The organism is Erythrobacter sp. GH1-10 (assembly GCF_045363165.1).
GTDB lineage: Bacteria > Pseudomonadota > Alphaproteobacteria > Sphingomonadales > Sphingomonadaceae > Erythrobacter.
Window position 1 is genome coordinate 2,311,772 of record NZ_JBJFLP010000001.1, and the last position, 23,696, is coordinate 2,335,467.

Consider the following 23,696-nt stretch of genomic DNA (forward strand, 5'->3'; position numbering starts at 1 on the left):
CTTGCTTTCCCGTCCCTTAGGATGCGTGGTCAGTCTGTGTAAGCGTTACGAGCCTGTCTCTACGGGCTCTTTCGCGCGGTGAAAAGTGTAACTCAGGGTGATCTGTTCGACGTCGGCCATGAACTCGTCTTCGAGGATCGCCGGGTCGACAAAATAGAGCACGGGCATGTTGACTTCCTGCCCGGGCTCAAGCGTCTGCTCGGTGAAGCAGAAGCACTGGATCTTCTGGAAGTACTTGCCCGCCTGCGCCGGTTCGACGTTGAAAGTCGCGGTGCCGGTGATCGCTTCCTTGCTGTCGTTGCGAGCGACGTAGGTCGCAAGGTCGCGTTGGCCGATCCGCACGGTATCGGTCGCCTGCGCGGGCCGGAAGCTCCACGGCACGTCGCGCGCGGTCGAGGCGTCGAAACGGATCGAAATCTGCCTGTTCACCCCGGCTGCGGCGGCCCGGCTTGCGTCGGCTTCGCTTGCCACCTGCGTGGTCCCGCCAAAACCGGTCACGCGGCAGAACAGGTCGTAGAGCGGCACGGCGGCATAGCCGAGGCCGAGCATCGCGAGTGCGCCGAGAATTGCCAGCGCGCCGGTGCGCAGGTTGCGGTTGTCGAGGGTTGCGTCAGCTGCCGCCATGTCAGCCTCCGATCCGCGCGATGGTGATCATGTAGAACAGGATCACGAAGAACAGCAGCGTTCCGCCTAGCACGTAGTTGCGCGCCTTCTGACGGCGTTTGATTTCGGCTTCTTCTTCGGGCGTCATGCGAACATGCCCCCCGAGATCAGGCCACCCTTCGCCAGCAGCCGGTCGGCAACCAGCGCCCCGAACAGGATGAAGAGATAGTAGATGCTGAATTTGAACAGCGTCTTTTCCGGCTTGAGCGGATCGGCACCCGAACGGTTCTCGGACAGCACCGGAACCGCAAGCGCGAGGAACAGCAGCGAGAGCGCCACCGCGACCGAGCCATAGACCCAGCTCGTACCGCCGATCAGCCAAGGCGCAATCGCGATCGGCGCGAGGAGGACCGTGTAGAGCATGATCTGGCGACGGGTCACACGCTCGCCCGCGACCACCGGCAGCATCGGGATGCCGACCTTGGCGTAGTCCGACTTCACGAACAGCGCGAGCGCCCAGAAATGCGGCGGCGTCCAGAAAAAGATGATGGCGAACAGCAGCACCGGCATCAGCGTAATTTCGCCGGTGACGGCGATCCAGCCAATGAACGGCGGGAACGCGCCTGCGCCGCCGCCGATCACGATGTTCTGCGGCGTGCGCGGCTTGAGCCACATCGTGTAGATAACCGCGTAGTAGATGATCGCGCCGAGCAGGCTGAGCGCGGCCAGCCAGTGCACCGCAACGCCCATGATCCCGACAGATACGGCCGAAAGGAAGATGCCGAAATCGCGCGCGTCCTCGCGGCGCAGGCGGCCGGTCGGCAGCGGGCGATTGGCGGTCCGCTTCATCCCTGCGTCGAGATCGGCTTCCCACCAGTGATTGAGCGCCGCCGAACCGCCTGCCCCCATCGCGATCGCGAGGATGGCGGTGAAGCCGAGCACCGGATGAATGCTGCCCGGAGCCGCCAGCAACCCGCAGATGCCGGTGAAGATCACCAGCGTCATCACGCGCGGCTTGGTCAGCGTGAAGAAATCACGCCAATCGGCCGGCATCGTTTGCGGTCTGGCAGTCGGGGTTAAAAGCGTATCCATTCGGTGTTTCGTAGCGGTCTTCTATTCGAAAGAGAGCGCGCCGATTGCAGCGCGCCCTCCCCTTGTTTGGTTAGCAGGAGGGCAGACCGGAGGTCCGCCCGTCCCTGCAATGCACGATCAGGCCGTAGCCGGCTTCTCTCCGCGCGGCGTGTGATCGTGATAGTCGTGATGATCCTCGATCACCGGTAGCGTTTCGAACTGGTGGAACGGCGGCGGGCTCGTCAGCGTCCATTCGAGCGTGGTCGCGCCTTCGCCCCACGGATTGTTCCCGGCTTTCTTGCCCGCCAGGAACGCGTAGGCGATGTTGACGAAGAACAGCACCATCGAAGCGCCCATGATCAGGTAGCCGTAGGAGCTGATTTCGTTCCAGAAGGCGAACGCTTCGGGATAGTCCGGATAGCGTCGCGGCATACCGTTCATGCCCAGGAAGTGCTGCGGGAAGAAGATCACGTTCACGCCGATGAAGAAGCCCCAGAAGTGGAGGTGCGACAGCAGCTCGGAGTGCATCTTGCCGCTCATCTTCGGGAACCAGTAGTAGAAGCCCGCGAACATCGAGAACACCGCGCCCATCGACAGGACGTAGTGGAAGTGCGCCACAACGTAATAGGTGTCGTGGAGGTTGTCGTCGATGCCGCCATTGGCCAGCACGACACCGGTCACGCCGCCTACCGTGAACAGGAAAATGAAGCCCATCGCCCAGACCATCGGCGATTTGAATTCCATCGATCCGCCCCACATCGTCGCGATCCAGCTGAAAATCTTCACGCCGGTCGGCACCGCGATGACCATGGTCGCAGCGGTGAAGTACATCTTCGTGTTCACGTCGAGGCCTACGGTGTACATGTGGTGCGCCCACACGATGAAGCCGACGACGCCGATCGCGACCATCGCGTAGGCCATGCCGAGGTAACCGAACACCGGCTTGCGGCTGAAGGTCGCGACGATCTGCGAGATCATGCCGAAGCCCGGCAGGATCATGATGTACACTTCGGGATGGCCGAAGAACCAGAACAGGTGCTGATACAGAACGGGGTCCCCGCCACCGGCCGGATCGAAGAAGGTCGTGCCGAAGTTACGGTCGGTCAGCAGCATGGTGATTGCGGCGGCCAGAACCGGCAGCGCGAGCAGCAGCAGGAATGCCGTGACCAGCACCGACCACACGAACAGCGGCATCTTGTGCAGGGTCATACCCGGCGCGCGCATGTTGAAGATGGTGGTGATGAAGTTGGTCGCACCCAGGATCGAGCCAGCGCCCGCAAGATGGAGCGAGAAAATCGCGAAGTCGACCGCCGGACCGACCGAACCCGAGGTCGAGAGCGGTGCGTAGACCGTCCAGCCGACGCCCGCGCCCGGTCCCGTGCCGCCCGGCACGAACAGCGAGAACAGCAGGCTGAAGAAACCGGCGACGGTCAGCCAGAACGAGATGTTGTTCATGCGCGGGAACGCCATGTCCGGCGCGCCGATCATCAGCGGGACGAACCAGTTACCGAAACCGCCGATCATCGCCGGCATAACCATGAAGAACACCATGATCAGGCCGTGCGCGGTGATGAACACGTTCCACATGTGGAGCGCGGTGTTGATGTCCTCCGCACCGCCCATGAACCCGGCCCACCATTGCAGGTACTGGATGCCCGGCTCGGCGAGCTCGAGACGCATGATGCCCGAGATCGCGCCGCCGACGATCCCCGCGATAATCGCGAAGATCAGGTAGAGCGTGCCGATGTCCTTGTGGTTGGTCGACATGAACCACCGGGCGAAGAAGCCCGGCTTGTGGTCCGCATGATCGTGGCCGTGATCCCCGCCATGTCCGGCGGCAGGAGCAAAGTTATCAGCGGTGGTTGCCATCGTTTAAGTCTCTCGGGTTCGTTTTTATCGTATTCGGTTCGTATCGTGCGCGATCAGGCAGCGGGCTCTGGTTCCGCTTGTTCTTCGGCAGGAGCCTCTTCGGCTGCCTCCTCCGCTCCGGGCAGCGTGCCACCCTGCGCAAGCACCCACGCCTCGAATTCCTCCATCGGCAGCGCTTCGACCGCGATCGGCATGTAAGCGTGGCGTGCACCGCACAGCTCGGAGCACTGGCCGTAATACACGCCCGGCTCCTCGATCGTCAGCAGCTTCTCGTTGAGGCGCCCGGGGACAGCGTCCATCTTGAACCACAGCGACGGCACCGCAAAAGCGTGGATCACGTCGGCTCCGGTCGTCTGGATACGCAACGGAACGCCGGCGGGAACAACCATGCGGTTGTCGACCGCCAGCTGCGCAGGCTCGCCGTTGGAGATCGCGTCGGCATCGGAAAGCATGTTCGAAATGATCTCGATCTCGCCGTGGTCGGGATAGGTGTAGCCCCAATACCACTGGTAACCGGTCGCCTTGATCGTGATCGCATCCTCGGGCGGCGTTTCGTACTGCCGCGCAAGCAGCGTGATCGAAGGGACCGCGATAATGACTAGGATGATAACCGGGACGATCGTCCAGATCACTTCAATCAGCGTGTTGTGGGTCGTCTTCGACGGAACGGGATTGGCGCGGCGGTTGTACCGGACGATCACCCACAGAAGCAGGGCGAGCACAAACAGGCTGATGATCGTGATGACCGGCAGCAGGATGTAGTTGTGCATGCCAAGCGCGTACGCACCGTCGTCCGTATATTGGTCCTGAAAGGTCATGCTGGCGAGCATGTCGTCGCGGGGATCGGTGGGCATGCCCTTGCCTTCGGTCGGCGCCATGGGCGTGTAGGCGGCAGTCGCTTCAGCCGGCTCGGTCTCGCCGGCGGGAACTTCGAGAGGCTCCGCACTGGCCGGGACTTCCGCGCCCACCACTTCCTGCGCAAACGCAGCCTGAGGCGCCATCACGGCGAGAGCCGCTGCCAGAAGTGCCATCAGTCCAAACTTCATACGGGTATGCATGTGACCCATCATAAATGTGTCCAAATCGCTTTCGATTTCAATCCCATGCTGTCCTCTTGCCGACCTGATGCGGGTCGTTTCGGACAGCGCCAATGCCGACACTGGTGTCAGCTTTGCGTGCCTATTAGCCGTGCTTGCCGAGTGCCTCAAGCGCTTCTAGGGAGAAATTTATGCAATGCTGCGTGTGACGCGCGCAAGGGCCCTTCATTTTACGCAATTTTCCGGAATCCGCTCCGCCATGAATGCAACTGCCATATCGACCTTCACGCAAGACCAGGTTCTGGAAGAGTTTCGCGCAAGCGGTGCCCTGCTCGAAGGGCATTTCAAACTCTCTTCGGGCAAGCACAGCGGGCATTACCTTCAGTGCGCGCGAGTGCTGATGAACCCGGAGCGCGCCGAAAGGCTGGCACGGGCCATGGTGGCGGGCATCCCGACGGATATCCTCGAACAGATCGACGTGGTCGTCTCACCTGCAATGGGCGGCATCATCATCGGCCAGGAAGCCGCCCGCGTGCTGAACAAGGACGCGATGTTCCTCGAACGGCCCGATGGCGTGTTCCACCTGCGGCGCGGATTCGCGCTCGAGCCGGAAGCCAAGGTCCTGATGGTGGAAGACGTGGTGACCACCGGACTTTCCAGCCGCGAGGCGATCGAGGCGGTGGCTCGCGAAGGCGGCGAAGTCGTCGCCGAATGTGCCCTGATCGACCGTTCGGTAGGCACCGTCGACCTCGGCGTGCCGTTCTACCCGCTCGCCGCGTTCGACTTCCCCACCTATGCCCAAGACGAGGTCCCCGCCGAATTGGCCGCCATCGCGATCACCAAGCCGGGCAGCCGGAAGGAGTAACCGATGAGCACATCTCTCCACCCCCACCCCTTGCGGCTCGGCGTAAACATCGATCACGTCGCGACCATCCGTAACGCGCGCGGCGGGGATCATCCCGATCCCGTGCGGGCGGCGGAGATTGTCGCGCGTTGCGGGGGCGACGGAATCACCGCGCACCTGCGCGAAGACCGGCGCCACATCCGCGACGAGGACCTCGCGCGCATCCAGGCGGCAACCAATTTGCCGCTCAATCTCGAGATGGCAGCAACGCCGGAAATGCTCGAGATCGCGCTCCGCCATGCGCCGCACGCCGCCTGCATCGTCCCCGAAAAGCGCGAGGAGCGGACCACCGAAGGCGGGCTCGACGCGGCGGGCCTGCACAACACCCTCGTCCCGATCGTCGACGAGTTGAAGGGCGCAGGCATCCGCGTATCGCTGTTCATCGAGGCGACCGAGCGACAGCTCGACGCGGCGCTCAAGCTAGGTGTGCCGGTAGTCGAGTTCCACACCGGCGAATACGCCCACGCGATCCTCGATGGCGATGCCGAGCGGACTTCGAGCGAACTGAAGCGCATCGCCGACATGGCCGCGCTTGCCGCGAAGAACGGGATCGAACCGCATGCCGGCCACGGGCTGACTTACGAGAATGTCCAGCCGATCGCGGCCATCCCGCAACTCGCGGAGCTCAATATCGGGCACTACCTCATCGGCGAGGCGGTATTCACCGGCCTCGAGGCTGCGGTGCTCAAGATGCGCGACCTGATGGACGACGCGCGCTAGGATGGACAGCAGCCCGATGGACACCGGCCAAGCCCCCGATCTCGCGCCCGAACAGAAGCGCTGGGCGTTTTTCGCCTCTACGCTGTTCCTGACTGCAGTCGGGTTCCTCGGCTACGCGCTTGCCGAGGGCGCAATGATAACCTTCGCGATAGGCTGGGTGGCATTGCAGTTTTTCGGTTTCGCCGGTGCGCTCAAATTCGGCAAGGGCGACTTTGCGCATCCATTGTTCAAGAGCCAGGTCTTCCTCCACGTCATCGCGGTAATGTTGCTCATGGCTCTCATATTCAGGGGACCCGCATGATCATCGGCCTGGGTTCGGACCTGTGCAATATCGAGCGCATCCAGAATTCGCTCGACCGTTTCGGCGAGCGGTTCGAGCACCGCGTGTTCACCGATATCGAACGCGCCAAGGCCCGGCGACGCCCGTTCACCATCGCCGGCACCTACGCCAAACGCTTTGCTGCCAAAGAGGCGTTCAGCAAGGCCGTCGGCACCGGATTCCGGCGCGGCGTGTTCATGAAGGATATCGGCGTCATCAACGCCCCTTCCGGCGCGCCCACGCTGGCGCTCAGCGGAGGGGCGGCATTGCGGCTTGAAGAATTGCTTCCATCCGGCCATGAGGCATTCATCCACCTGACCCTAACCGACGATCACCCCTGGGCGCAGGCCTTCGTCATCATCGAAGCGCATGCGCGCTAGAGCCGCTTACTCCCTCTCGAAGACAAGCAGACCGTGAACCAGACCGACAACACCTCGACCGAAACGCCGGCCACTGCCGGCAAGTCTCCTGCGCAAACCGCGCAGATCGAGGCAGACGCTGCGGAGGCGAAGGGCGAGGAAGAAGAAAAGATCAACTGGCTGGCCGAATTGCGCGGCCTCGCCATCATGCTGCTGGCGGTGCTCGCATTTCACAGCCTCGTCGCCAAGCCGTTCTACATTCCCTCGACCTCGATGATGCCGGGCCTTTGGGTCGGCGACCGGCTGGTGGTCAGCAAGTATCCCTATGGCTGGTCGTGGGCTTCGGCGAGTTTCCACCTGCTCCCGCGCGGCGAATGGCGGGTCTGGCCCGCAACACCCGAATACGGCGATGTCGTGATCCCGGTCCACCCAACCCGCGACGAGGATTACATAAAGCGCGTCGTCGCATTGCCCGGCGATACGATCGAAGTGCGCGACGGGCGGATCATCCTCAACGGCACGCCGGTCAAGCGTGAGCAGGTTCCCGACGTACGCATCCCGTTCGAACCCGAACTGATGTGCCAGAGCTATGCCGGGCCGCGACCCTGCCTCGAAAGCTTCGAGCCCTACCGCCGGACCGGCGAAGACGGGCGGGACTACTTCGAAGTCGAAACCTACCGCGAAACGCTGCCCAACGGCGCGACCTATCTGGTGATCGATCACCGAAACCAGCCGCTCGACAATTACGGCCCCTACGCCGTGGCCGAAGGCGAAGTTTTCGTGATGGGCGACAATCGCGACGAAAGCGCCGACAGCCGAGCAGCAGCCGAAGAGCGCGGACTGGGCGGAGGTATTCCGATGGAGAATATCGGCGGCCGCGCGGAGTTCATCACCTTCTCGCTCGACGGTTCGACCACCTGGAACCCGGCATCGTGGTTCTCGAGCCTGCGCGGCGATCGCGCCTGGACGACCCTGCGCCCGCCGATCGCGGAACAACCCGAAACCACAGATTGATCCCTCTGGAAACCTGACCGCCATGGCCAAGAAATTCCTCTATTTCATCGCGATCTGCATCGTCATCTTTCTCGTGGGGCGGATCGGTTACGAGATGTTCCAGGACGAGCTGGCTGAATTCGCGTTTGTGCCCTCCACCGAGTTCACCCCGACCGAACCGCTGGCGGTCAACGCGTATCAGGACCCGGGCCTGTGGTATTCCCGCCCGGGCATCGGGGTGAACGATCCGGCCCGCTGGCAGCCCGCCTATGCGCCGATGAGCAAGACCCAACTGGATAACCTCGCAGGCCTCATCGAAGGGCGTGCCGAAGCGGCAACGGGCGAGGACGCAGACGAAACGCAAACCCCCGATTTCGCGGTCTTCTTCGTCCATCCGACCAGCTATTTGAGCCGCGACAACTGGAATGCCCCGATCGGCGAAGAGGAGGCCGAACGCATCGCCCGCACCTACCTGCGCGGCATGGCAAGCCCGTTCAACAAGGCGAGCGAGATCTGGGCTCCGCGCTATCGTCAGGCGACGATGGGTGCGTTTCTCACCGACGAACCCGAAGGCCAGAAGGCGATCGACGCGGCCTATTCCGACGTGCTCGAAGCCTATCGCTATTTCCTCAGCTCGCTCGACGAAGATACGCCGATTGTGCTCGCCGGGCATAGCCAGGGGGCGCTGCACCTGATCCGGCTGCTCAAGGATGAAGTTAAAGGCTCGCCCGTGGCGGAACGGCTGGTCGCTGCTTACATCATCGGCTGGCCGATCTCGGTCGAACACGATGTTCCCGCGATGGGCTTCGGTGCCTGCACCACCGCCGAGGAGACCGGATGCATCCTGTCGTGGTCGAGTTTCGCCGAACCCGCCGATCCCTCGCGAGTGATCGAAACCTATGCCAATTCGACCGCTTTCGACGGCGAAAAGCGCGGCGACAGCACCATCCTTTGCACCAACCCGCTCACCGGAACGCGCGGGGGCTCCGCACCCGAAAGTGCCAACATCGGAACGCTCGTGCCTGAAGACAGCATGGAGAATGGCGAACTGGTGCCCGGCGCGGTACCGGCCCGCTGCGACGAGCGCGGGCTGCTGCTGATCGGCGCCCCGCCCGAGATGGGATCGTACGTGCTGCCGGGGAACAATTATCATGTTTACGATATCCCGCTGTTCTGGGCGAACACGCAGGCGGATGTGGTGCGGCGCGTGCAGGCATGGGAACCGGCAAGCTGATTACCGAAAGCGCCGCCGAATTCGGCGAAGAGCTGCCCGATGGCGGAGTGTTGCTCGGGCTCGATCTCGGCACCAAAACCATCGGCACGGCGACCTGCGACGCAGGCTGGCGTTTCGCGACCAACGGCAAGACGCTGGGGCGCGGCAAATGGACCCGCGACAAGGCGGTGCTGGCCGAGTTGATCGGCGCGCGCGAAATCAAGGGCATCGTGCTCGGCCTGCCGCGCAACATGGACGGCAGCGAAGGCCCCCGCGCGCAGGCCAGCCGCGCCTTTGCCCGCAACTGCGCGGAAGCCTTCGAATTGCCGGTGCTGCTGTGGGATGAGCGATGGTCGACCCAGAGCGCCGAGGCTGCGCTTGTCGGACAGGATATGAGCCGCGCCAAACGCGCCAAGGCGATCGACAGCCACGCGGCGGCGGTGATCCTTCAAGGCGCGATCGACCGGCTTGCAGGCGGCGTAATCTAACCCGTCAAGGCAGCCCTGCGGCGGGTCGCCACCGCGGCGACCATCAGGCTGCCCGAACTCTCACCTTTGCGCCACAACGAGTCTTCACTCACCGGGTCTCCGGCCTGCGCTGCTCTCGCCTCGAAGCTCGCCAGCCGCAACCGCTCGCTCGGGTGGGTGCGCCCGACCCAGTCGGCGAAGTCGAGCGCATTCTCAGCCCCGCTTGCCACCGCCACGCGCAGGAAGGCTTCGGTCGCGTTCGGACTGAGCACGCGGCTCACTTCGCAGCGCTCCAGGTCAAAGCCGTATTGGTCGTACCAGCACTGCGCCGGGTCGAGATGCATCACGTTGAGCGAAACCGACAGGCTCTCGGCAGGCAATTGCGAATGCACATCGACATTCGCACGGTAGAGCATCAACTTCCCCTCGCTCAGCGCGGACCGCTCGACGAACCGCAGCGATGCGGGTTCACCCGCATAGCCGGCCACGGATCCGTAGTCGTACTCGAAATAGTCGCTGCGGTATCCCGGCCCGAGATAACCGCTCGTCAAGAACGAGAAGTTATGGTCGTGCGGAACGCCGTAGACGAAACTCGATGCCCCGCTGGTGCGAAAACACAGGTCGTGCTCGGCCGGCCAGATATTCGCCCGCAGAAAGACATTGCCTCTCACCGGGCTGAGAACGATTGCCTGCGGACCGAAACCGCTATCCACTTCGCCCTCGGTTCGGCCCGCCAGCCGGTCGATCAGCAGCTCCGCGAGGAATGTTCGGTTGTTTGTGAGCCGCTCCAGCCAGACAGCCGCCTCGATGGTGCTTTGAGGATCGCGCGGATCGAATTCGAGTTCCGCCAGAGCCTCGGCGCATTCGCCAAGCGAGCACGATTGGCGGGTGGAATTTTCGATAACGTCCGGCATTACGCGGCCTCCTTGCGATGCCGAGCAAGCTGCGGGTACGAGGCGACGAGTTGCCGCTCCAGACTGGATGCGGCGCGTGCCAGCCCCTCGTCGCCATTCGATCGGATTGTCCACAGCAAACGCATGCCGCGGACCGGATCGAGCGCGAGCGCCTGCCGCGCCGCTTCCCAGCGGACATCGCAATCTTCGCAGGCATCGAGCGCGCGCTGTTCTATGGCGCTCAGGGCAGTCGCCTCGCCCATCGCTCCGAGCACGGCGAGCGCCATAACTTTCTGGCTCGCACGCTTGTCGCCGCTGGTGGTTGCGAGCAGCGTGCCGTCGGCAAGGCTGAATTCGCGCGACGGCGCTGGCCGCTCGGGCGACCGGACAAGCTGGAGCAGCAAGAGGACGTCATCGACCGCTGCGATCTGACGGGCGGTCCCGGAGCCGGAAAGGGCGATGCAGTCACCTTCGCTCCAGTCGGTCTCGATTGTCTCGATCTCCGTAGCGCCCGTCGCGACGACCCGACGACGATGGATCGTTCCGCGAGCCGCGCCCGCCAGCACCAGCTCATGGCACTCACGGTCGGAGAACAAGACGCTGGCGGGGCCAGTTGCGGGCCGAGCGGCGCGGCGCTCGTAGGCGACGAGATTCAGCGAGGCGGCACCGGACCGCAGCAATTGCACGCTCGTGAAGCCGTCGGCACACCGGTAGACATGCGGCACTTCGCCCAGCGGCTCTGTTTCGAGCGCTTCTAGGAATGCCCCGATCCAGGCCTGGGCGAGCGAACGCCCCGTGGCCTGCTCCGTAATGGTCGCGCACAGGCGGGAGCAGTCGCCCAGGGGCGCCGCCTCCCCATACCGGTCGATTTCGGTAGCGAGTTCCTCGACCTCGGTCTTGCCCCGCCATGCAACGCTCGCCTCGCGCATTCTGGCCTGCACGCGGCGCTGCGCGAGCCTGTCGCTCCGCAACGCCGCAATGTCGGGATGCACATGCATCGGCTTGCACCCGCCTCAGGCGAGGATGGCCATTGAGCCTGTGTCGTAGACATAGACCATGACGGAGACGACGGAATCCTCGTAGGTCGCCCCCAGCTGCGTGGCGGAACCGAAGAGTCCCTGTGCGGTTTCGAGGCCCGGAAGCGATGCAAGATCGATTTTTGGAAGGTCCATTGCTGTTTCCCTTTTTGGAAGCGCAGCGGCGGAATTGCCGACCACGCAAACGGGAGACTGGCCGAGCCACGATCGCGCGAGAAATTAAATGATTGTAATGCAAGCCGCAGGATTCCAAGGGTCCGGGGCATGAGCAGCCCCCTCCCCCCGTTCGATCCCAGCGAGGCAGCGAAGTTTTTCTTTCGCCATGGCCACTCGGGCTGGCTTGGTCTCAGATACTCCGATCATGCCGACAACTGGGTCGAGCTCGAGCTTCCCTGGCGCGAGGGCCTGCTGGGGGAGGCCGACCGGCATGTGCTTGCCTCGGGACCGATCATCAGCCTGATGGACATGGCGAGCGGGATGTCGATCTGGCAGGCAAAGGGCACCTTCACTCCCATCGCGACGCTCGATCTGCGGGTGGATTACCAACGCCCGGCCCGCGAGCGCAGCGCCGTCTGGGGCCGGGTCGAATGCTACCGGATCACCCGCTCGGCCGCGTTCGTGCGCGGGATCGCACACGACGGCGACCGGAACGATCCGGTCGCCAATGTCGCCGGCGTGTTCATGACGATCGACCGCGATCCGAGGCAGGGGAAAGTTCCTTCGGACAGCGACGGAGAAGGCAGCCAGGCGGGGACCGGCGATGCATGATCTCGAATTGCCCGCCTATGCGCGCGCCCTCGGCATCAGCGTTTCCGGCGAAGAGGACGGCGTACCGATCCTGACGGTCGAATTCGGCCCTGCGGTCGAGGGGCGCCCGCAGCACTACCATGGCGGAGCGACAGCCGGCTTGCTGGAAAACGCAGGCTATGCGGCGCTGCGGGCACGCCTGATCGACGAAGGCCGCGAGGCGCAATTGAAGCCGGTCAACATCACGGTCCAGTACCTGTCGGCGGGCAAGGCGCAGCCGAGCTTCGCCAAGGGCCGGATCACCCGTCTCGGTCGGCGCAATGCCAATATCGCGGTCGAAGCCTGGCAAAAGGATCGCGACCGTCCGATTGCGACCGCGATCATGAACATCCTTATGGCCTGACGATTATCGTTCCGCTTCGCGCGGTTCGATCGCCAACCCGTTTTCATCGAGCCGGAATTCAAGCGGGAGCCCTTCGACTTCGGTGTTGAGGATCACGCCGTCGCCTTCGAAGCGGATCGTCGAGCCATTCTCGTCGAGCGGGATTTCCTGGCCTTCCTCGATATCGAAAGGCTGGACAGGGCCTTCGGGATCGGGCGATGCGCTCGGCTTGGGTGCGGGCAGTGCCAGTGCGCTGCGCATGAAATCCTTCCAGATGCGTGCGGGAAGGCCACCGCCTGTCACCCCGTTCAGAGGCGAATTGTCGTCATTGCCGACCCACACGCCGACCACCAGATCGCCGGCGTAGCCGACGAACAGCGCGTCGCGATAATTCTGGGTCGTGCCGGTCTTGCCGTAATTGGCGATCGGGAGCGTGGCCGCCCTTCCCGTTCCGCGATTGATCGCCGCCCGCAGCATCTGTTCAAGATCGGCGTGCGCGCGGCTCGATACGCTGTCCTCCGAGGTGGTAAGCCACTCCCACCAGCCCTGCTCCTCCTTGGGAAAGGCGTATGGCTTTACCGGGAAGGAATTCGCCGCAACGCCGGCATAGGCCGATGTCAGTTCGAGCAAGGTCATGCTCGATGTGCCGAGCGCCATGCTTGGATCGCCTTCGGGCAAGGGCGATGTCACGCCGAGCGATCGCGCGGTGCGGATGACGTTCTCGCTGCCGACCTCGTTGAACAGCCGCACTGCGGCGACGTTGCTGGAGGAGGCGAAAGCGTCCTCGAGCGTGATCGTGTCCGAATAGCGTTCGCGCGCATTCTTCGGGCGGTAGCTTCCGTTTTCGATAGCGGTGTTGGCGATGGTGTCATCCGGCTCCCATCCGGCCTCGAGCGCGGCGAGATAGACGAACAGCTTGAAGGTGGAACCGGGCTGCCTGCGGGCCTGCGTCGCGCGGTTGAACGGCGAGGCTGCGTAGTTCTTCCCGCCGACCATCGCCACGACCTCGCCGCTCGGGCGCATGGCGACCAGTGCGACCTGCGCATCGCCCAGCGCCGCGCGGCTCGTCACCCGGCCAGCAAGCGCCTGCAACCGGGCGTCTAGTGTGGTTTCGATGACCTGGCTCGAATAGCTCGTTTCCATGCCCTCGCGCGCCATCGGCAGCGCCCAGTCGGCGAAATAGGTGCCGGTCGGAAGATCGTCGCGGGTGCGCACATCGAGCCGCGGGGCGGGGAGCGCATCGGCTTCGGCTTGCGTCAGGTAGCCGACATCGACCATCGCTCCGACCACCAGGTCCATGCGCGCCTTGGCGCGGTCATAGTGCCGGGTCGGATTGTAGCGCGACGGTGCCTGCAACAGGCCCGCAAGCATCGCCGCCTGCTCGGGCCGGAGGTTTTCCGGCTGGCGGTAGAAATAGTGCAGGCTCGCCGCGCGCAGGCCGTACTGGTTGTCGCCGAAATAGGCGTTGGAAAGGTAACGCTCGAGGATCTCGTCCTTGGTCAGCCAGCTTTCGAGCCAGAACGCGATTAGCGCCTCGCGTGCCTTGCGGGTCAGCGTCTGGTCGGGAGTGAGAAAAGTGAACTTGGCGAGCTGCTGGGTGATCGTGCTGCCACCGCCAACGCCCGTCCATGCCGCACGTGCGATACCGCGAGGATCGACGCCCCAGTGCGAATAGAACCGCCGGTCCTCGATCGCGATGAAAGCTTCGACAACGTGCGGTGGAAGGTCGGCGACCTTGACCGGCTCGGCCACCACCGCACCGCTGCGCGCAATCGGAGTTCCGTCGCTGGCAAGCAGCGTAACCTGTGGCGGGGCGATCGGCTCGAGGCTCTTGGAAAGCGGCGCAGTGATGGCCAGCCACGCGACCAAAGCGATAAAGAGCATGATGATCGCCGCGACGAGGCGCACAGCCCACCAGCGCTTTCGGCGACCGCGATAATGCGCGGGCCTCCACCATGGAAGGCGCCGCCGTTCCTCGCGATCGATATGCGTATCAAGCTGCGAAAGCCGTTGATCCCAGGTTCCGAAATCCGGCGATGTGCGCGGTTGCCGAACCGGCTCGAAGTCGTCATCCGGATCATAGGGGCGTTGCGATTCGTAGAGCGCATAGAAGCCGCTCTCGCCGTTGCGGGCGTGATCCCCATCGGGACGCTTCAGGAATCGCGAGAACAGGCCCATGCAGGCTGTGTTATCAGACTATAACACCTGAACGCAAGCCGAACTGGCGGCCCGGACTCAGGTGCCCTGCGCCGCGCTTTCGGGCAGGTCTTCGTCGAACACGCGCTGGTAGTATTCGCTGACCAGCGTGCGCTCGGCCTCGTCGCATTTGTTGAGGAACGACAGGCGGAAGGCAAACCCGACCGAATTGAAGATCGCCGCATTCTGCGCCCAGGTGATGACAGTCCTCGGGCTCATCACGGTCGAGATATCGCCGTTCATGAAGCCCTGCCGGGTGAGGTCTGCGACCTTGACCATGTCGGCGATCAACTTGTCGTCGGTCTCGGGCGACTTCGATTTGACGATCGCCTGCTCGGTCTCCGCAGGCAGATAATTGAGCGCGACGACGATGTTCCAGCGGTCCATCTGCGCCTGGTTGATGGCTTGCGTGCCGTGATACAGGCCGCTGGTGTCGCCGAGGCCGACCGTGTTGGTCGTCGCAAACAGGCGGAACCACGGATTGGGCGTGATAACCCGGTTCTGGTCGAGCAGCGTCAGCCGGCCGTCGAATTCGAGCACCCGCTGGATCACGAACATCACGTCCGGGCGGCCCGCATCGTATTCGTCGAAGGTAAGCGCGACCGGGTGCTGCAACGCCCACGGCAGGATGCCTTCCTTAAACTCGGTAACCTGCAACCCGTCCTTGAGCACGATGGCATCGCGTCCGACCAGATCGATACGGCTGATATGCGCATCGAGGTTCACGCGAATGCTCGGCCAGTTGAGGCGCGCGGCGACCTGTTCGACGTGAGTCGACTTACCGGTGCCGTGATAGCCTTGTATCATCACACGGCGATTGTGCGCGAAGCCTGCCAGAATCGCGAGCGTCGTGTCCGGATCGAACACATAGCTCTTGTCGATATCCGGCACGTGGTCGTCGCGCACACTGAAGGACGGAACCTGCCAATCGACATCGATGCCGAAAGTGTCGCGGACATCGACCGTGCTATCGGGCGATTCGAGGACGGTCTGGTTGGAGGGGTTGAATGATTTGTCTGTCATGTCGTTCATCGGGGACACGGGTTAGAGGGCGATTGACGACCCTGCAAGCCGAACCGTCTAGCAAATTTGCGGAGACCCGGTGGAACCGGTGTGGTTCATTGCGCGGGAACCCGGAGATCCGACAGATGACCGCGCTTGATCCAGAGGCGCGCTCCGTTCTGTCCCGCCTTCACTGCAAGCGACTTGCCTGCGGGCCATCGTAGCCAGTCGCTGCGCCCGAGAGCTTCGCCATCATGCTCGATCTCGCCGGTCAGGACGAGGATTTCGATTCCACCCTTATCCGCCAGAGTATATTCGGAGCCCGGCTGCCAGTCTTCGATAGAAACATGCTCGTAATCGCGCGCGGCAAGCACGGCACTGCGCACGCCGGGACGCTCCGGCAGCGGTTTGGTTTCGAGACTGCCCAGATCGACAGCGAATTGCTCGGTGTCGCCGTCCTGAAACTGCCAGAGCTTTACAAAGATGGTGCAGCCTGGCCCCGAACGCGGGACGTGATGGGTTCCGATCGGATTGCGAACATAGGTCCCGGCCGGATAGTCGCCATGCTCGTCCTGGAATACACCGTCGAGCACGATGAATTCCTCGCCGCCCGAATGGGTGTGTTCGGAGAACGAAGACCCTTCGGCATAGCGTACAATGCTGGTCGCCCGAGCGACTTCCTCGCCGATGCGATCGAGCATGCGCCGGTCCACCCCCGCCATTGGCGAAGGTGTCCAATCGAGTTGGTCCGTCCGGACTACCACGGGCTCATCGAAACGCGCGTTGATCTCCATGCGCAACACATGGGAACGATCGCGTGACAATTAAGGCGCATGGCGCTCGAATTATTCGATTTCAGTGATTACATTGACCTCATGGCCGATCCGATCGAAACCCTGCGCATGAAACTTGTCGAGCAGGTGCGCGGCGTTTTCAACGATACTTCGAACGGCCAAAAACCGGTGCCCCCATCGGACGAGGCGCTGTTCGAGCGCGATACGCCGATCCGCATGGTCCACGCCGATCTCGTGGGCATGATGACCGGAGGCATCCGCGGGCTGTTGCTGCAGATGCTCCACCCGCATGCGCTGCAGGGCGTGCTCGACCATTCCAACTTCCGCGAGGACATGCATGGGCGGTTGCGTCGCACGGCGCGGTTCATTGCGGTCACGACATTCGGCCACCGCGACGAGGCGATGAAAGCCATCGAGCGGGTCAACCGTATTCACGCCAAGGTCGGCGGAACCCTGCCCGATGGCGCGCCTTACAACGCGACCAATCCGCGCACTCTTGCGTGGGTGCATGTCACCGAAGCGCAAAGCTTCCTCGCGGGATATCTGCGCCATGTCCGTCCTGACATGCCCTATGCCGACCGCGACGAATACTATCGCCAGTTCGCGGTGATCGCCCGCGCACTCGGGGCCGACCCGGTGCCCGAAACCGTGAATGAGGCCGACGCGATCTTCCGAGAACTTCGTCACGACCTGAAGACCTCGCCCGCAGCGCGCGAGGTCGCGCAGCTGGTGCTGAGCCAGCGCCCCAAGGGCACGCCGCCCGCGCTCCAGACCATGATCGGGGCAGAGGCAGTGGCAATGCTGCCCGACTGGGCACGCTCGATGCTGCGGCTACAGCGGCCGGTGTTGACCGCTCTCCCCGCGCGCGCGGCGACCTGGGGCGTCGGCCGCACGCTCCGCTGGGCGTTTCGCCAGAATTGACGCGCCTTCGCCACATTCGCGCGGCAAAAGGCAAGACGGATTGGGAGGAGAAAGCCAATGTATGTGATGGGAGCCGTGTTGGCCGTGCCCGAGGATCGCAGGGACGAATACCTCGAAATGGCGCGCTGGATGGGAGACATGTTTCGCGAATTCGGTGCGCTGGAAGTGACCGAGAACTGGGAGAATGACGTGCCCGATGGCGAGCACACCGACTTCCGCCGCGCGGTTGCTGCCAAGCCGGGCGAGAAAATCGTCTTCTCTTGGATCGTCTGGCCCGACAAGGAGACGCACGACTCCGCGCACGAGAAGATGATGCAGGACGAACGGATGCAGGAAATGCCTTCCGACATGCCCTTCGACGGCAAGCGCATGATCTTCGGCACGTTCGACAATATCTACGCCAACGGACGTTGAGGGAGGACGCAGCATGGCCGAATTCACATTCTACACGGTGGCGATGAGCCGCGGGCAGATCTCGCGCTGGGCGCTGCACGAAGCGGGTGCAGATTACGATCACGTGGTCATGGACTGGGATACGCGGCCCCAAGAGTTCCGGGACATCAATCCGATGAACAAGGTCCCCGCACTGGTCCATCATCTCGGGGGCAAGGATCTGGTCGTTACCGAAGCGGCGGCGATCAACCACTACCTCGCCGAAACCCATCCCGATGTCGGACTGCTGCCCGAAGCGGAGGAGATGGCGCCCTATTTCCGCTGGCTGTTCTTCGCGGCCGGTCCGCTCGAGCAAGCCGTGGTCGGCAAGGCGATGGGATGGGAAGTGCCCGCCGACAAGACCGGCATGGCCGGGTTCGGCTCGCTCGAACTGGCTCTCGGGGCGATCGAAAGATGGCTGAAAGCAAATGATTTCGTGGCCGGCAACAGGTTCACGATGGCCGATACCTATGTCGGCAGCCAGTTCATCTGGGGCCTTCGCTTCGGCTCGATTCCCGAAACGCCGACATTCAGGGCCTATGTCGACCGGCTGACAGCACGCCCCGCCTACGCCGCGGCAAACGCCATCGATGCACGGCTGATCGAGGCAGCACAAGCTTAAGCGATCGCCCTGCTCTTGCGCAGCAGCTGATAGGCTTCGACGACCTTGTTCAGGCGCGCCTCGTGCCGGCGATCGCCGCCGTTCCGGTCGGGGTGGTATCGCCTGACGAGTTCGGAATATCGCCGCCTCAATCGCCGTTTGTCGGTGTTGCTGCCCAAGCCCATCGTCTCCAGAGCTTCCGCCTCCTCGCGCGAGAAACGTCCGTCCATCGCCATCCGCGCGGTCCGCTCGGCGCGGGTGCGAATGCCGTTCGCTCGGGCCGAGATCGCATCGAGCGGATCGTCGAAATCGCTCCAGCGCGGCATCCCGTCGATCACGGCGCGCGGCGAAAAGGCCGGGCTTTCGGTGCGCCATCCGCTGGCGGGCGATTGCGCGGCAAGGATTTCCTCGGCGCTCATCCCTTCAAACCAGTCATACCCGGCATTAAATTCGCGCACGTGATCAAGGCAGAACCAGCGCCACTCGCCCGGCCCGTCGAACCCGCTGGGGCGATAGCCCGGCGCGCGGAATTCGCCCGCTTCGCGGCAGGTCGGGTGTTCGCAGACCCGCTCGTCGGTTTCATGACGGCCATGGAACTTGGTGGAAGCCATAAGGGTTGAGAATGGTGACTGAAACCGCGATTGCCAACATTGCAAAAAGGGAAAGAGTCTGAATGACCGGAACAATCGCAGAGGAAATGGAGCGGCTGCTGACCGAGCGTTTTGCGCCGACCAAGCTCGACATCATCAACGACAGCGCGCACCACGCCGGCCATTCGGGCGACGACGGATCGGGCGAGTCGCATTTCACCGTGGTGATCGAGGCCGCCGAATTCTCCGACATGAACCGCCTTGCGCGGCAGCGCGCGGTAATCGCGGCGCTGGGAGATATCGTCGGCGAGCGCGTCCACGCGGTCGCGATCAAGGCCAGCGCACCGGCCTGATGGTCGAACTCAACCCCACCCTGCGCCTGCGCCGTTCGTCCCGCATCATCGTGCTCGACCCGCAGCCGCGCGCGCTGATGTTTCGGTTCGACATTGCGGGTCGCCAGCCATTCTGGGCAACCGCCGGCGGAGAATGCGATCCGGGCGAAAGTTTCGAGGACGCCGCGCGCCGAGAGCTGTTCGAGGAGACAGGGATCAAGGCCGATCCCGGGTGCCAGATTGCCCGAACCACACCCGAATTCGTCACTCCCGAAGGCGAACCGGTGCAGGCCGACGAACGCTATTTCATCATCCGCGTGAACGAAACGCAGATCGACACAACCCGCCACACCGCGCTCGAACAACAGGTCATGACGGAGCACCGCTGGTTCGCGCTCGGCGAGCTTTCGAGCTGGCATGAGACCCTCTTTCCCGAGAACCTCGCACGAATGATCGAAAGGCATGCCCAATGATCACGCAGACCATCACTCCCGTAACGCACGATCTCGGCCAGTTCGAGGTGCGCCGCGTCCTTCCATCGCGCGAGCGCACGATGGTCGGTCCGTTTATCTTCGTCGACGAATTCGGCCCCGGCGAACTGAGCGGCGACGGCATGGCAGTCCGCCCGCATCCGCATATCAACCTCGCGACCGTCACCTGGCTGTTCGAGGGCGCAATCGACCACCGCGACAGCCTTGGCAGCTATGCGACAATCCGCCCCGGACAGGTCAACCTGATGACTGCGGGCAAAGGCATCGTTCACTCGGAGCGCAGCCCCATGGGCGAACTTGCGACCAATCCCGGCATGTTCGGAATGCAGACCTGGCTCGCGCTGCCCGACGGGCAGGAAGAGATCGATCCGGCTTTCGAGGCGGTCACCGACCTCCCTGTCATTGAGGACCGGTGCGCCAAGGCCTGGGTCATCATGGGAGAATTGTGGGGCAAGCGAGCGCCGACCACGACCTACGCCGACACGATCTACGCAGAAATCGTGCTCGCCGCGACCGGGGCCCTGCCGCTCGATGCGGGCGCCGACGAGCGCGCGGTGATGCTGGTGAGCGGCGAGGCGAGCGTCGATGGCATCGCGCTCGAACTTTATAAGCTCGCCGTGCTCGCACCGGGCAAGACCATGACCCTTTCGAGCGAACGCGGCGGTCGCGTGATGTTGCTCGGCGGGGAGGCGTTCGCGACGAAACGGCACGTTTTCTGGAATTTCGTCAGCTCCGATCGCGACCGCATCGTGCAGGCAAAGGAAGACTGGCAGCAGGGCCGTTTCCCGATCGTCCCGGGGGACGAGGAGGAATTTATTCCCTTGCCCGACAAGCCCAAGACCGTCAGCTATCCCTGAGACGGAATTTGGGGAGAGAGACATGGATTACACAGGCAAGACCGTCTGGATCACCGGCGCGTCTTCGGGTATCGGCGCTGCGCTGGCGCGCGATGCAGCTTCGCGCGGCGCAAATGTGGTGCTTTCCGGGCGCGACGAGGCGCGGCTCGCGGAAGTCGCAGCCGATTGCGGCGAGACCCTGATCCTTCCCTTCGACGTACGCGACGACGCGGCCCTCGCCGATGCCACGGCCAAAGCGATCGCGTGGAAGGGAGGCGTGGATCTGGCTTTCGCCAACGCCGGCGTATCGCAGCGCAGCCGCGCGCTCAAAACGGACATGCAGGTCTATCGCGATATCATCGATATCGACCTCACCGCGCAGATCGCTTTCTCCCAAGGGCTGATCGGCCATATGGTCGAGCGCGGCTCGGGCGGTCTCGCATTCATCTCTTCGATCGCGGGCAAGGTCGGCGTGCCGATGCGCACTGCCTATTGCGCGGTCAAATTCGGCCTTGCAGGTTACGGTGATTCGCTGCGCGCCGAGCTCTCACAGTCCGGTGTCAGCGTACATGTCATCTATCCCGGCTCGGTTGCGACCGATGTCGCACGCAACGCTCTGGTTGGCGACGGTACGAAGAGAGGACGATCGGACAAGGTGATCGACGAGGGCATCCCGGTCGCCGATGCCGCCAAAACGATGCTCGACGCAATCGCCGCGGACGAACGCGAGATCATCGTTGCGCGGGGCATGGAAGAACAAATGGGTGAAATGCGGCGCACGCCCGATGCGCTGTTCGAACAGGTCGCCGCGATGGTCGCGGCGGGCTACATGGAAAAGATGGAAGAGAAAGATTGAGCCGAATGGAACAGAAGCGCATCGAACTGGCCAACGGAATCCATCTCGATGTGGTCGATGAAGGCCCAACCGATGCCCCTGTGCTGATCTTCCTACACGGCTTTCCCGAAAGCCACCGCACGTGGCGGCACCAGATCCCGCATTTTTCGGGCGTGTTTCGTTGCATCGCGCCAGACATGCGCGGCTATCGTGGATCGTCGAAGCCGCAGGACGTGGACGCTTACACGCCAGACAAGCTGATTGGCGACGTGTTCCTGCTGGCCGATGCGCTCGGGATCTCCAAATTCACAATCGTCGGACACGACTGGGGCGGAGCCATCGCCTGGGGCGTTGCCTTGGCAGGCCAGCATTCGCGGGTCGAGCGGGCGGTTCTGGCCAACGCGCCACACCCGGCAATCTTCCCGAAACTGCTTTACACCAGCCAGAGCCAGCGCGCGGCGAGCCAGTATATGCGCGGCTTTCGCGACAGGGCGAACGATGCGCTGGTCAGGGAACGCGGCCTGACCGGCATTCTCCTGAAGGAAGTCCGGTGGGATCGACCCGGCGCTATGGAGCCCGAAGAACGCGAAGCGTTGCTGCAAGACTGGCAAGACCGCGACGCCGCGTTCGGAATGCTGAACTATTATCGCGCAAGCCCTGTCGACGTGCCGCCGATGGACGCACCATTCGAAATCCCCGATGACTATTCTCCTCCGGACCTGCCCAAGCTGACCATCCCGACACTCGTCATTTGGGCGATGGATGATATCGCCTTGCCCCCGGAAAATCTCGAGGGAATGGATGAACTGGTAGACCCGCTCACCATCGTGCAGGTCCCCGATTGCGGCCATTTCGTCCCTTGGGAGGCCCCCGATGCGTTCAACGCCGCGATGGAGAAGTTCCTCAACGGCTAGTCCGAAGGCTTAACCGCCGATCCACTCGACCCATGCACCGTGAGGATGCGCGAAACTGAGCAGCGTCGTTTCACCGTCGCGGTCGCCGCCATTCCAGTATCGCACCTTGAGTTCATGCCGGAAGGTGTCGGGATCGGTTTCGAGCGCAACCCAGGCGAGCGGCCGCACGGACGTCGCGGCGTTCCCCGCCAGTTCCATCGCCTCGGTGATGGCCTGCTGCGTTGCGGGTGGCATGTATTGCCACATGATCGAATGGAACATCGCGCGCGTCGTCCCCTCGGACTGAGGCTGCGCGAGGAATTGAGAAACGAAACCGCCCGCATCCTGCTTCACGAGGTCGGGTGGATCGTCGCCGGCAAGTTGGATTGCCGCGTCGATCCGCGCCATTCGACCGGGCGCATCCGGCCAGACATAGCTCTTCAATTTGAGCGCACTTGCGGGGTCCGAGAGGTCGATCGGAGCGACATCGCAGCCTTTCACGGAGACAATCTCGAAATCTGCCGGAGGCGCCGGCGGTGAAGCGTCGCCCCGCCATTCGGGCTCGATCCGCATCGGCGAAGCTGGCGGACCAACCTCGGTTTCGCCCAGCTTGAAACGATAGCGATCCAGCATCGTGTTGACCCCGGCGCTCGCGCCCAGTTCGAACAGCTCGAACTTCGGCGCCACCCGCTGCGCGAGCCACAACAAACCCGCCATGATGCTCGCGGCGCGACCGGCTTCGTTGGTTTGCGGCGGCCCGTCGAGCCACGGAAGCAGAAGATGGTCGTAAGTTTCGACCAGTTCGCACACCAGCTTGTCGACCTGCCCCTGGTCGCTGATTTGTCCGGAATAGACCCGCGCGAGCCGGTCGTCTTCGCCCGACAAAAGCAAGTGATGCAATCCGCCCGTCATCCGTAGCGGCATCGCATCCTTCAGTGTGAGCCCTTCCCACGCGGCAATTCGCCGGCCGGTGGCCGTGTCGCTTTCGCGCACTTTGGCGAGCGCGCGGATCACCCGGGCGGTGCACGGCGCGCCGTTTTCCTCGGCATGGGTCGCCTGCCAGTCTAGCGCCCTGGTAAACTCTTCGATCGCCATGATGTTGTCGCCCGTCATCAAGTCCCCTTTTCATTGCCCTTTCACCGCCGAGTGCCTATTTGCC

The 23,696-nt window shown here is 63.4% G+C and carries 30 protein-coding genes; 17 read left to right on the plus strand and 13 right to left on the minus strand.

Features of this window, described 5'->3' with window-relative positions; all coding sequences use genetic code 11:
• Positions 1-45: 45 nt before the first annotated feature.
• The 5 genes from ACI5KX_RS11490 to coxB form a co-directional block, all read right to left on the minus strand.
• A complete protein-coding gene (locus ACI5KX_RS11490; RefSeq protein WP_406810795.1) occupies positions 46-624 on the minus strand; it encodes a cytochrome c oxidase assembly protein in 579 nt (192 codons plus the stop codon).
• A gap of 1 nt (position 625) precedes the next feature.
• Positions 626-751, minus strand: a complete 126-nt coding sequence (locus ACI5KX_RS11495) for a hypothetical protein (RefSeq protein ID WP_406810796.1) — start codon at positions 749-751, stop codon at positions 626-628.
• Complete coding sequence (locus ACI5KX_RS11500; RefSeq protein ID WP_406810797.1) at positions 748-1,695, minus strand: heme o synthase; 948 nt, start codon at positions 1,693-1,695, stop codon at positions 748-750. The genes ACI5KX_RS11495 and ACI5KX_RS11500 overlap by 4 nt, the downstream gene beginning before the upstream one ends.
• Before the next feature lie 117 nt (positions 1,696-1,812).
• A complete protein-coding gene (gene ctaD / locus ACI5KX_RS11505) occupies positions 1,813-3,543 on the minus strand; it encodes a cytochrome c oxidase subunit I (RefSeq protein WP_406810798.1) in 1,731 nt (576 codons plus the stop codon).
• Between the two features lie 53 nt (positions 3,544-3,596).
• Positions 3,597-4,601, minus strand: a complete 1,005-nt coding sequence (gene coxB / locus ACI5KX_RS11510; protein WP_406810799.1) for a cytochrome c oxidase subunit II — start codon at positions 4,599-4,601, stop codon at positions 3,597-3,599.
• Positions 4,602-4,839: 238 nt separating this feature from the next.
• On the opposite strand from coxB, the gene pyrE reads away from it, so the two are divergent.
• The 7 genes from pyrE to ruvX all read left to right on the plus strand — a co-directional run bounded on the left by pyrE (position 4,840) and on the right by ruvX (position 9,576).
• On the plus strand, positions 4,840-5,445 hold the full coding sequence (gene pyrE / locus ACI5KX_RS11515; protein ID WP_406810800.1) for an orotate phosphoribosyltransferase: 606 nt from the start codon (positions 4,840-4,842) through the stop codon (positions 5,443-5,445).
• Between the two features lie 3 nt (positions 5,446-5,448).
• Positions 5,449-6,204, plus strand: coding sequence for a pyridoxine 5'-phosphate synthase (locus ACI5KX_RS11520; RefSeq protein ID WP_406810801.1), 756 nt, complete (start codon positions 5,449-5,451; stop codon positions 6,202-6,204).
• Positions 6,205-6,220: 16 nt separating this feature from the next.
• Positions 6,221-6,505: a pyridoxal phosphate biosynthetic protein gene (locus ACI5KX_RS11525; RefSeq protein ID WP_406810802.1), complete on the plus strand. Its 285-nt coding sequence runs from the start codon at positions 6,221-6,223 to the stop codon at positions 6,503-6,505.
• A complete protein-coding gene (gene acpS, locus ACI5KX_RS11530; RefSeq protein ID WP_406810803.1) occupies positions 6,502-6,903 on the plus strand; it encodes a holo-ACP synthase in 402 nt (133 codons plus the stop codon). The genes ACI5KX_RS11525 and acpS overlap by 4 nt, the downstream gene beginning before the upstream one ends.
• A gap of 105 nt (positions 6,904-7,008) precedes the next feature.
• Positions 7,009-7,896, plus strand: a complete 888-nt coding sequence (lepB, locus tag ACI5KX_RS11535; RefSeq protein ID WP_406811366.1) for a signal peptidase I — start codon at positions 7,009-7,011, stop codon at positions 7,894-7,896.
• A 22-nt stretch (positions 7,897-7,918) separates the two neighbouring features.
• Complete coding sequence (locus ACI5KX_RS11540; protein ID WP_406810804.1) at positions 7,919-9,109, plus strand: DUF3089 domain-containing protein; 1,191 nt, start codon at positions 7,919-7,921, stop codon at positions 9,107-9,109.
• Positions 9,091-9,576, plus strand: a complete 486-nt coding sequence (gene ruvX / locus ACI5KX_RS11545; RefSeq protein WP_406810805.1) for a Holliday junction resolvase RuvX — start codon at positions 9,091-9,093, stop codon at positions 9,574-9,576. Before ACI5KX_RS11540 ends, ruvX begins: the two co-directional genes overlap by 19 nt.
• Here the strand turns inward: ruvX and ACI5KX_RS11550 are convergent.
• The 3 genes from ACI5KX_RS11550 to ACI5KX_RS11560 are packed head-to-tail and all read right to left on the minus strand — an operon-like array spanning position 9,573 to position 11,620.
• The gene (locus tag ACI5KX_RS11550) at positions 9,573-10,469 is read right to left on the minus strand and encodes a transposase (RefSeq protein ID WP_406810806.1); all 897 of its coding nucleotides are present in this window, start codon (positions 10,467-10,469) and stop codon (positions 9,573-9,575) included. The genes ruvX and ACI5KX_RS11550 overlap by 4 nt on opposite strands.
• Positions 10,469-11,446 carry a hypothetical protein gene (locus tag ACI5KX_RS11555; protein WP_406810807.1) on the minus strand — a complete coding sequence of 326 codons (978 nt, stop codon included), beginning with the start codon at positions 11,444-11,446 and terminating at the stop codon, positions 10,469-10,471. Before ACI5KX_RS11555 ends, ACI5KX_RS11550 begins: the two co-directional genes overlap by 1 nt.
• 15 nt (positions 11,447-11,461) lie before the next feature.
• On the minus strand, positions 11,462-11,620 hold the full coding sequence (locus tag ACI5KX_RS11560) for a hypothetical protein (RefSeq protein ID WP_406810808.1): 159 nt from the start codon (positions 11,618-11,620) through the stop codon (positions 11,462-11,464).
• A 129-nt stretch (positions 11,621-11,749) separates the two neighbouring features.
• Here ACI5KX_RS11560 and ACI5KX_RS11565 point away from each other — a divergent pair, with 129 nt between their 5' ends.
• Both ACI5KX_RS11565 and ACI5KX_RS11570 read left to right on the plus strand, forming a co-directional pair.
• Positions 11,750-12,253, plus strand: a complete 504-nt coding sequence (locus tag ACI5KX_RS11565) for a PaaI family thioesterase (protein WP_406810809.1) — start codon at positions 11,750-11,752, stop codon at positions 12,251-12,253.
• The gene (locus ACI5KX_RS11570; protein WP_406810810.1) at positions 12,246-12,635 is read left to right on the plus strand and encodes a PaaI family thioesterase; all 390 of its coding nucleotides are present in this window, start codon (positions 12,246-12,248) and stop codon (positions 12,633-12,635) included. Before ACI5KX_RS11565 ends, ACI5KX_RS11570 begins: the two co-directional genes overlap by 8 nt.
• A 3-nt stretch (positions 12,636-12,638) precedes the next feature.
• On the opposite strand, the gene ACI5KX_RS11575 is transcribed toward ACI5KX_RS11570, so the two are convergent.
• The 3 genes from ACI5KX_RS11575 to ACI5KX_RS11585 all read right to left on the minus strand — a co-directional run bounded on the left by ACI5KX_RS11575 (position 12,639) and on the right by ACI5KX_RS11585 (position 16,606).
• Positions 12,639-14,792 carry a transglycosylase domain-containing protein gene (locus ACI5KX_RS11575; RefSeq protein WP_406810811.1) on the minus strand — a complete coding sequence of 718 codons (2,154 nt, stop codon included), beginning with the start codon at positions 14,790-14,792 and terminating at the stop codon, positions 12,639-12,641.
• Positions 14,793-14,849: 57 nt separating this feature from the next.
• Positions 14,850-15,842: a cobaltochelatase subunit CobS gene (cobS, locus tag ACI5KX_RS11580; RefSeq protein ID WP_406810812.1), complete on the minus strand. Its 993-nt coding sequence runs from the start codon at positions 15,840-15,842 to the stop codon at positions 14,850-14,852.
• 86 nt (positions 15,843-15,928) lie between these two features.
• A complete protein-coding gene (locus tag ACI5KX_RS11585; protein ID WP_406810813.1) occupies positions 15,929-16,606 on the minus strand; it encodes a cupin domain-containing protein in 678 nt (225 codons plus the stop codon).
• A gap of 81 nt (positions 16,607-16,687) precedes the next feature.
• Between ACI5KX_RS11585 and ACI5KX_RS11590 the strand changes: the two genes are divergently transcribed.
• From ACI5KX_RS11590 to ACI5KX_RS11600, 3 genes are read left to right on the plus strand one after another with little or no spacing between them, the layout of a single operon-like run.
• A complete protein-coding gene (locus tag ACI5KX_RS11590) occupies positions 16,688-17,527 on the plus strand; it encodes an oxygenase MpaB family protein (RefSeq protein ID WP_406810814.1) in 840 nt (279 codons plus the stop codon).
• 57 nt (positions 17,528-17,584) lie between these two features.
• Positions 17,585-17,941: a DUF1428 domain-containing protein gene (locus tag ACI5KX_RS11595; RefSeq protein ID WP_406810815.1), complete on the plus strand. Its 357-nt coding sequence runs from the start codon at positions 17,585-17,587 to the stop codon at positions 17,939-17,941.
• A gap of 13 nt (positions 17,942-17,954) precedes the next feature.
• The gene (locus ACI5KX_RS11600) at positions 17,955-18,581 is read left to right on the plus strand and encodes a glutathione S-transferase family protein (RefSeq protein WP_406810816.1); all 627 of its coding nucleotides are present in this window, start codon (positions 17,955-17,957) and stop codon (positions 18,579-18,581) included.
• Here the strand turns inward: ACI5KX_RS11600 and ACI5KX_RS11605 are convergent.
• On the minus strand, positions 18,578-19,171 hold the full coding sequence (locus ACI5KX_RS11605; protein ID WP_406810817.1) for a J domain-containing protein: 594 nt from the start codon (positions 19,169-19,171) through the stop codon (positions 18,578-18,580). The genes ACI5KX_RS11600 and ACI5KX_RS11605 overlap by 4 nt on opposite strands.
• A 62-nt stretch (positions 19,172-19,233) precedes the next feature.
• On the opposite strand from ACI5KX_RS11605, the gene ACI5KX_RS11610 reads away from it, so the two are divergent.
• From ACI5KX_RS11610 to ACI5KX_RS11630, 5 genes are read left to right on the plus strand one after another with little or no spacing between them, the layout of a single operon-like run.
• Positions 19,234-19,503 (plus strand): BolA family protein, encoded by a 270-nt coding sequence (locus ACI5KX_RS11610; protein WP_406810818.1) that lies wholly within the window; start codon positions 19,234-19,236, stop codon positions 19,501-19,503.
• Positions 19,503-19,955 (plus strand): NUDIX hydrolase, encoded by a 453-nt coding sequence (locus ACI5KX_RS11615; RefSeq protein ID WP_406810819.1) that lies wholly within the window; start codon positions 19,503-19,505, stop codon positions 19,953-19,955. Before ACI5KX_RS11610 ends, ACI5KX_RS11615 begins: the two co-directional genes overlap by 1 nt.
• Positions 19,952-20,830 carry a pirin family protein gene (locus ACI5KX_RS11620; RefSeq protein ID WP_406810820.1) on the plus strand — a complete coding sequence of 293 codons (879 nt, stop codon included), beginning with the start codon at positions 19,952-19,954 and terminating at the stop codon, positions 20,828-20,830. The genes ACI5KX_RS11615 and ACI5KX_RS11620 overlap by 4 nt, the downstream gene beginning before the upstream one ends.
• Before the next feature lie 22 nt (positions 20,831-20,852).
• A complete protein-coding gene (locus tag ACI5KX_RS11625) occupies positions 20,853-21,665 on the plus strand; it encodes an SDR family NAD(P)-dependent oxidoreductase (RefSeq protein ID WP_406810821.1) in 813 nt (270 codons plus the stop codon).
• 5 nt (positions 21,666-21,670) lie between these two features.
• The gene (locus ACI5KX_RS11630; RefSeq protein ID WP_406810822.1) at positions 21,671-22,558 is read left to right on the plus strand and encodes an alpha/beta fold hydrolase; all 888 of its coding nucleotides are present in this window, start codon (positions 21,671-21,673) and stop codon (positions 22,556-22,558) included.
• Positions 22,559-22,567: 9 nt separating this feature from the next.
• Here the strand turns inward: ACI5KX_RS11630 and ACI5KX_RS11635 are convergent, their stop codons facing one another.
• Positions 22,568-23,650 (minus strand): DUF2332 domain-containing protein, encoded by a 1,083-nt coding sequence (locus tag ACI5KX_RS11635; RefSeq protein ID WP_406810823.1) that lies wholly within the window; start codon positions 23,648-23,650, stop codon positions 22,568-22,570.
• Positions 23,651-23,696 lie beyond the last annotated feature (46 nt).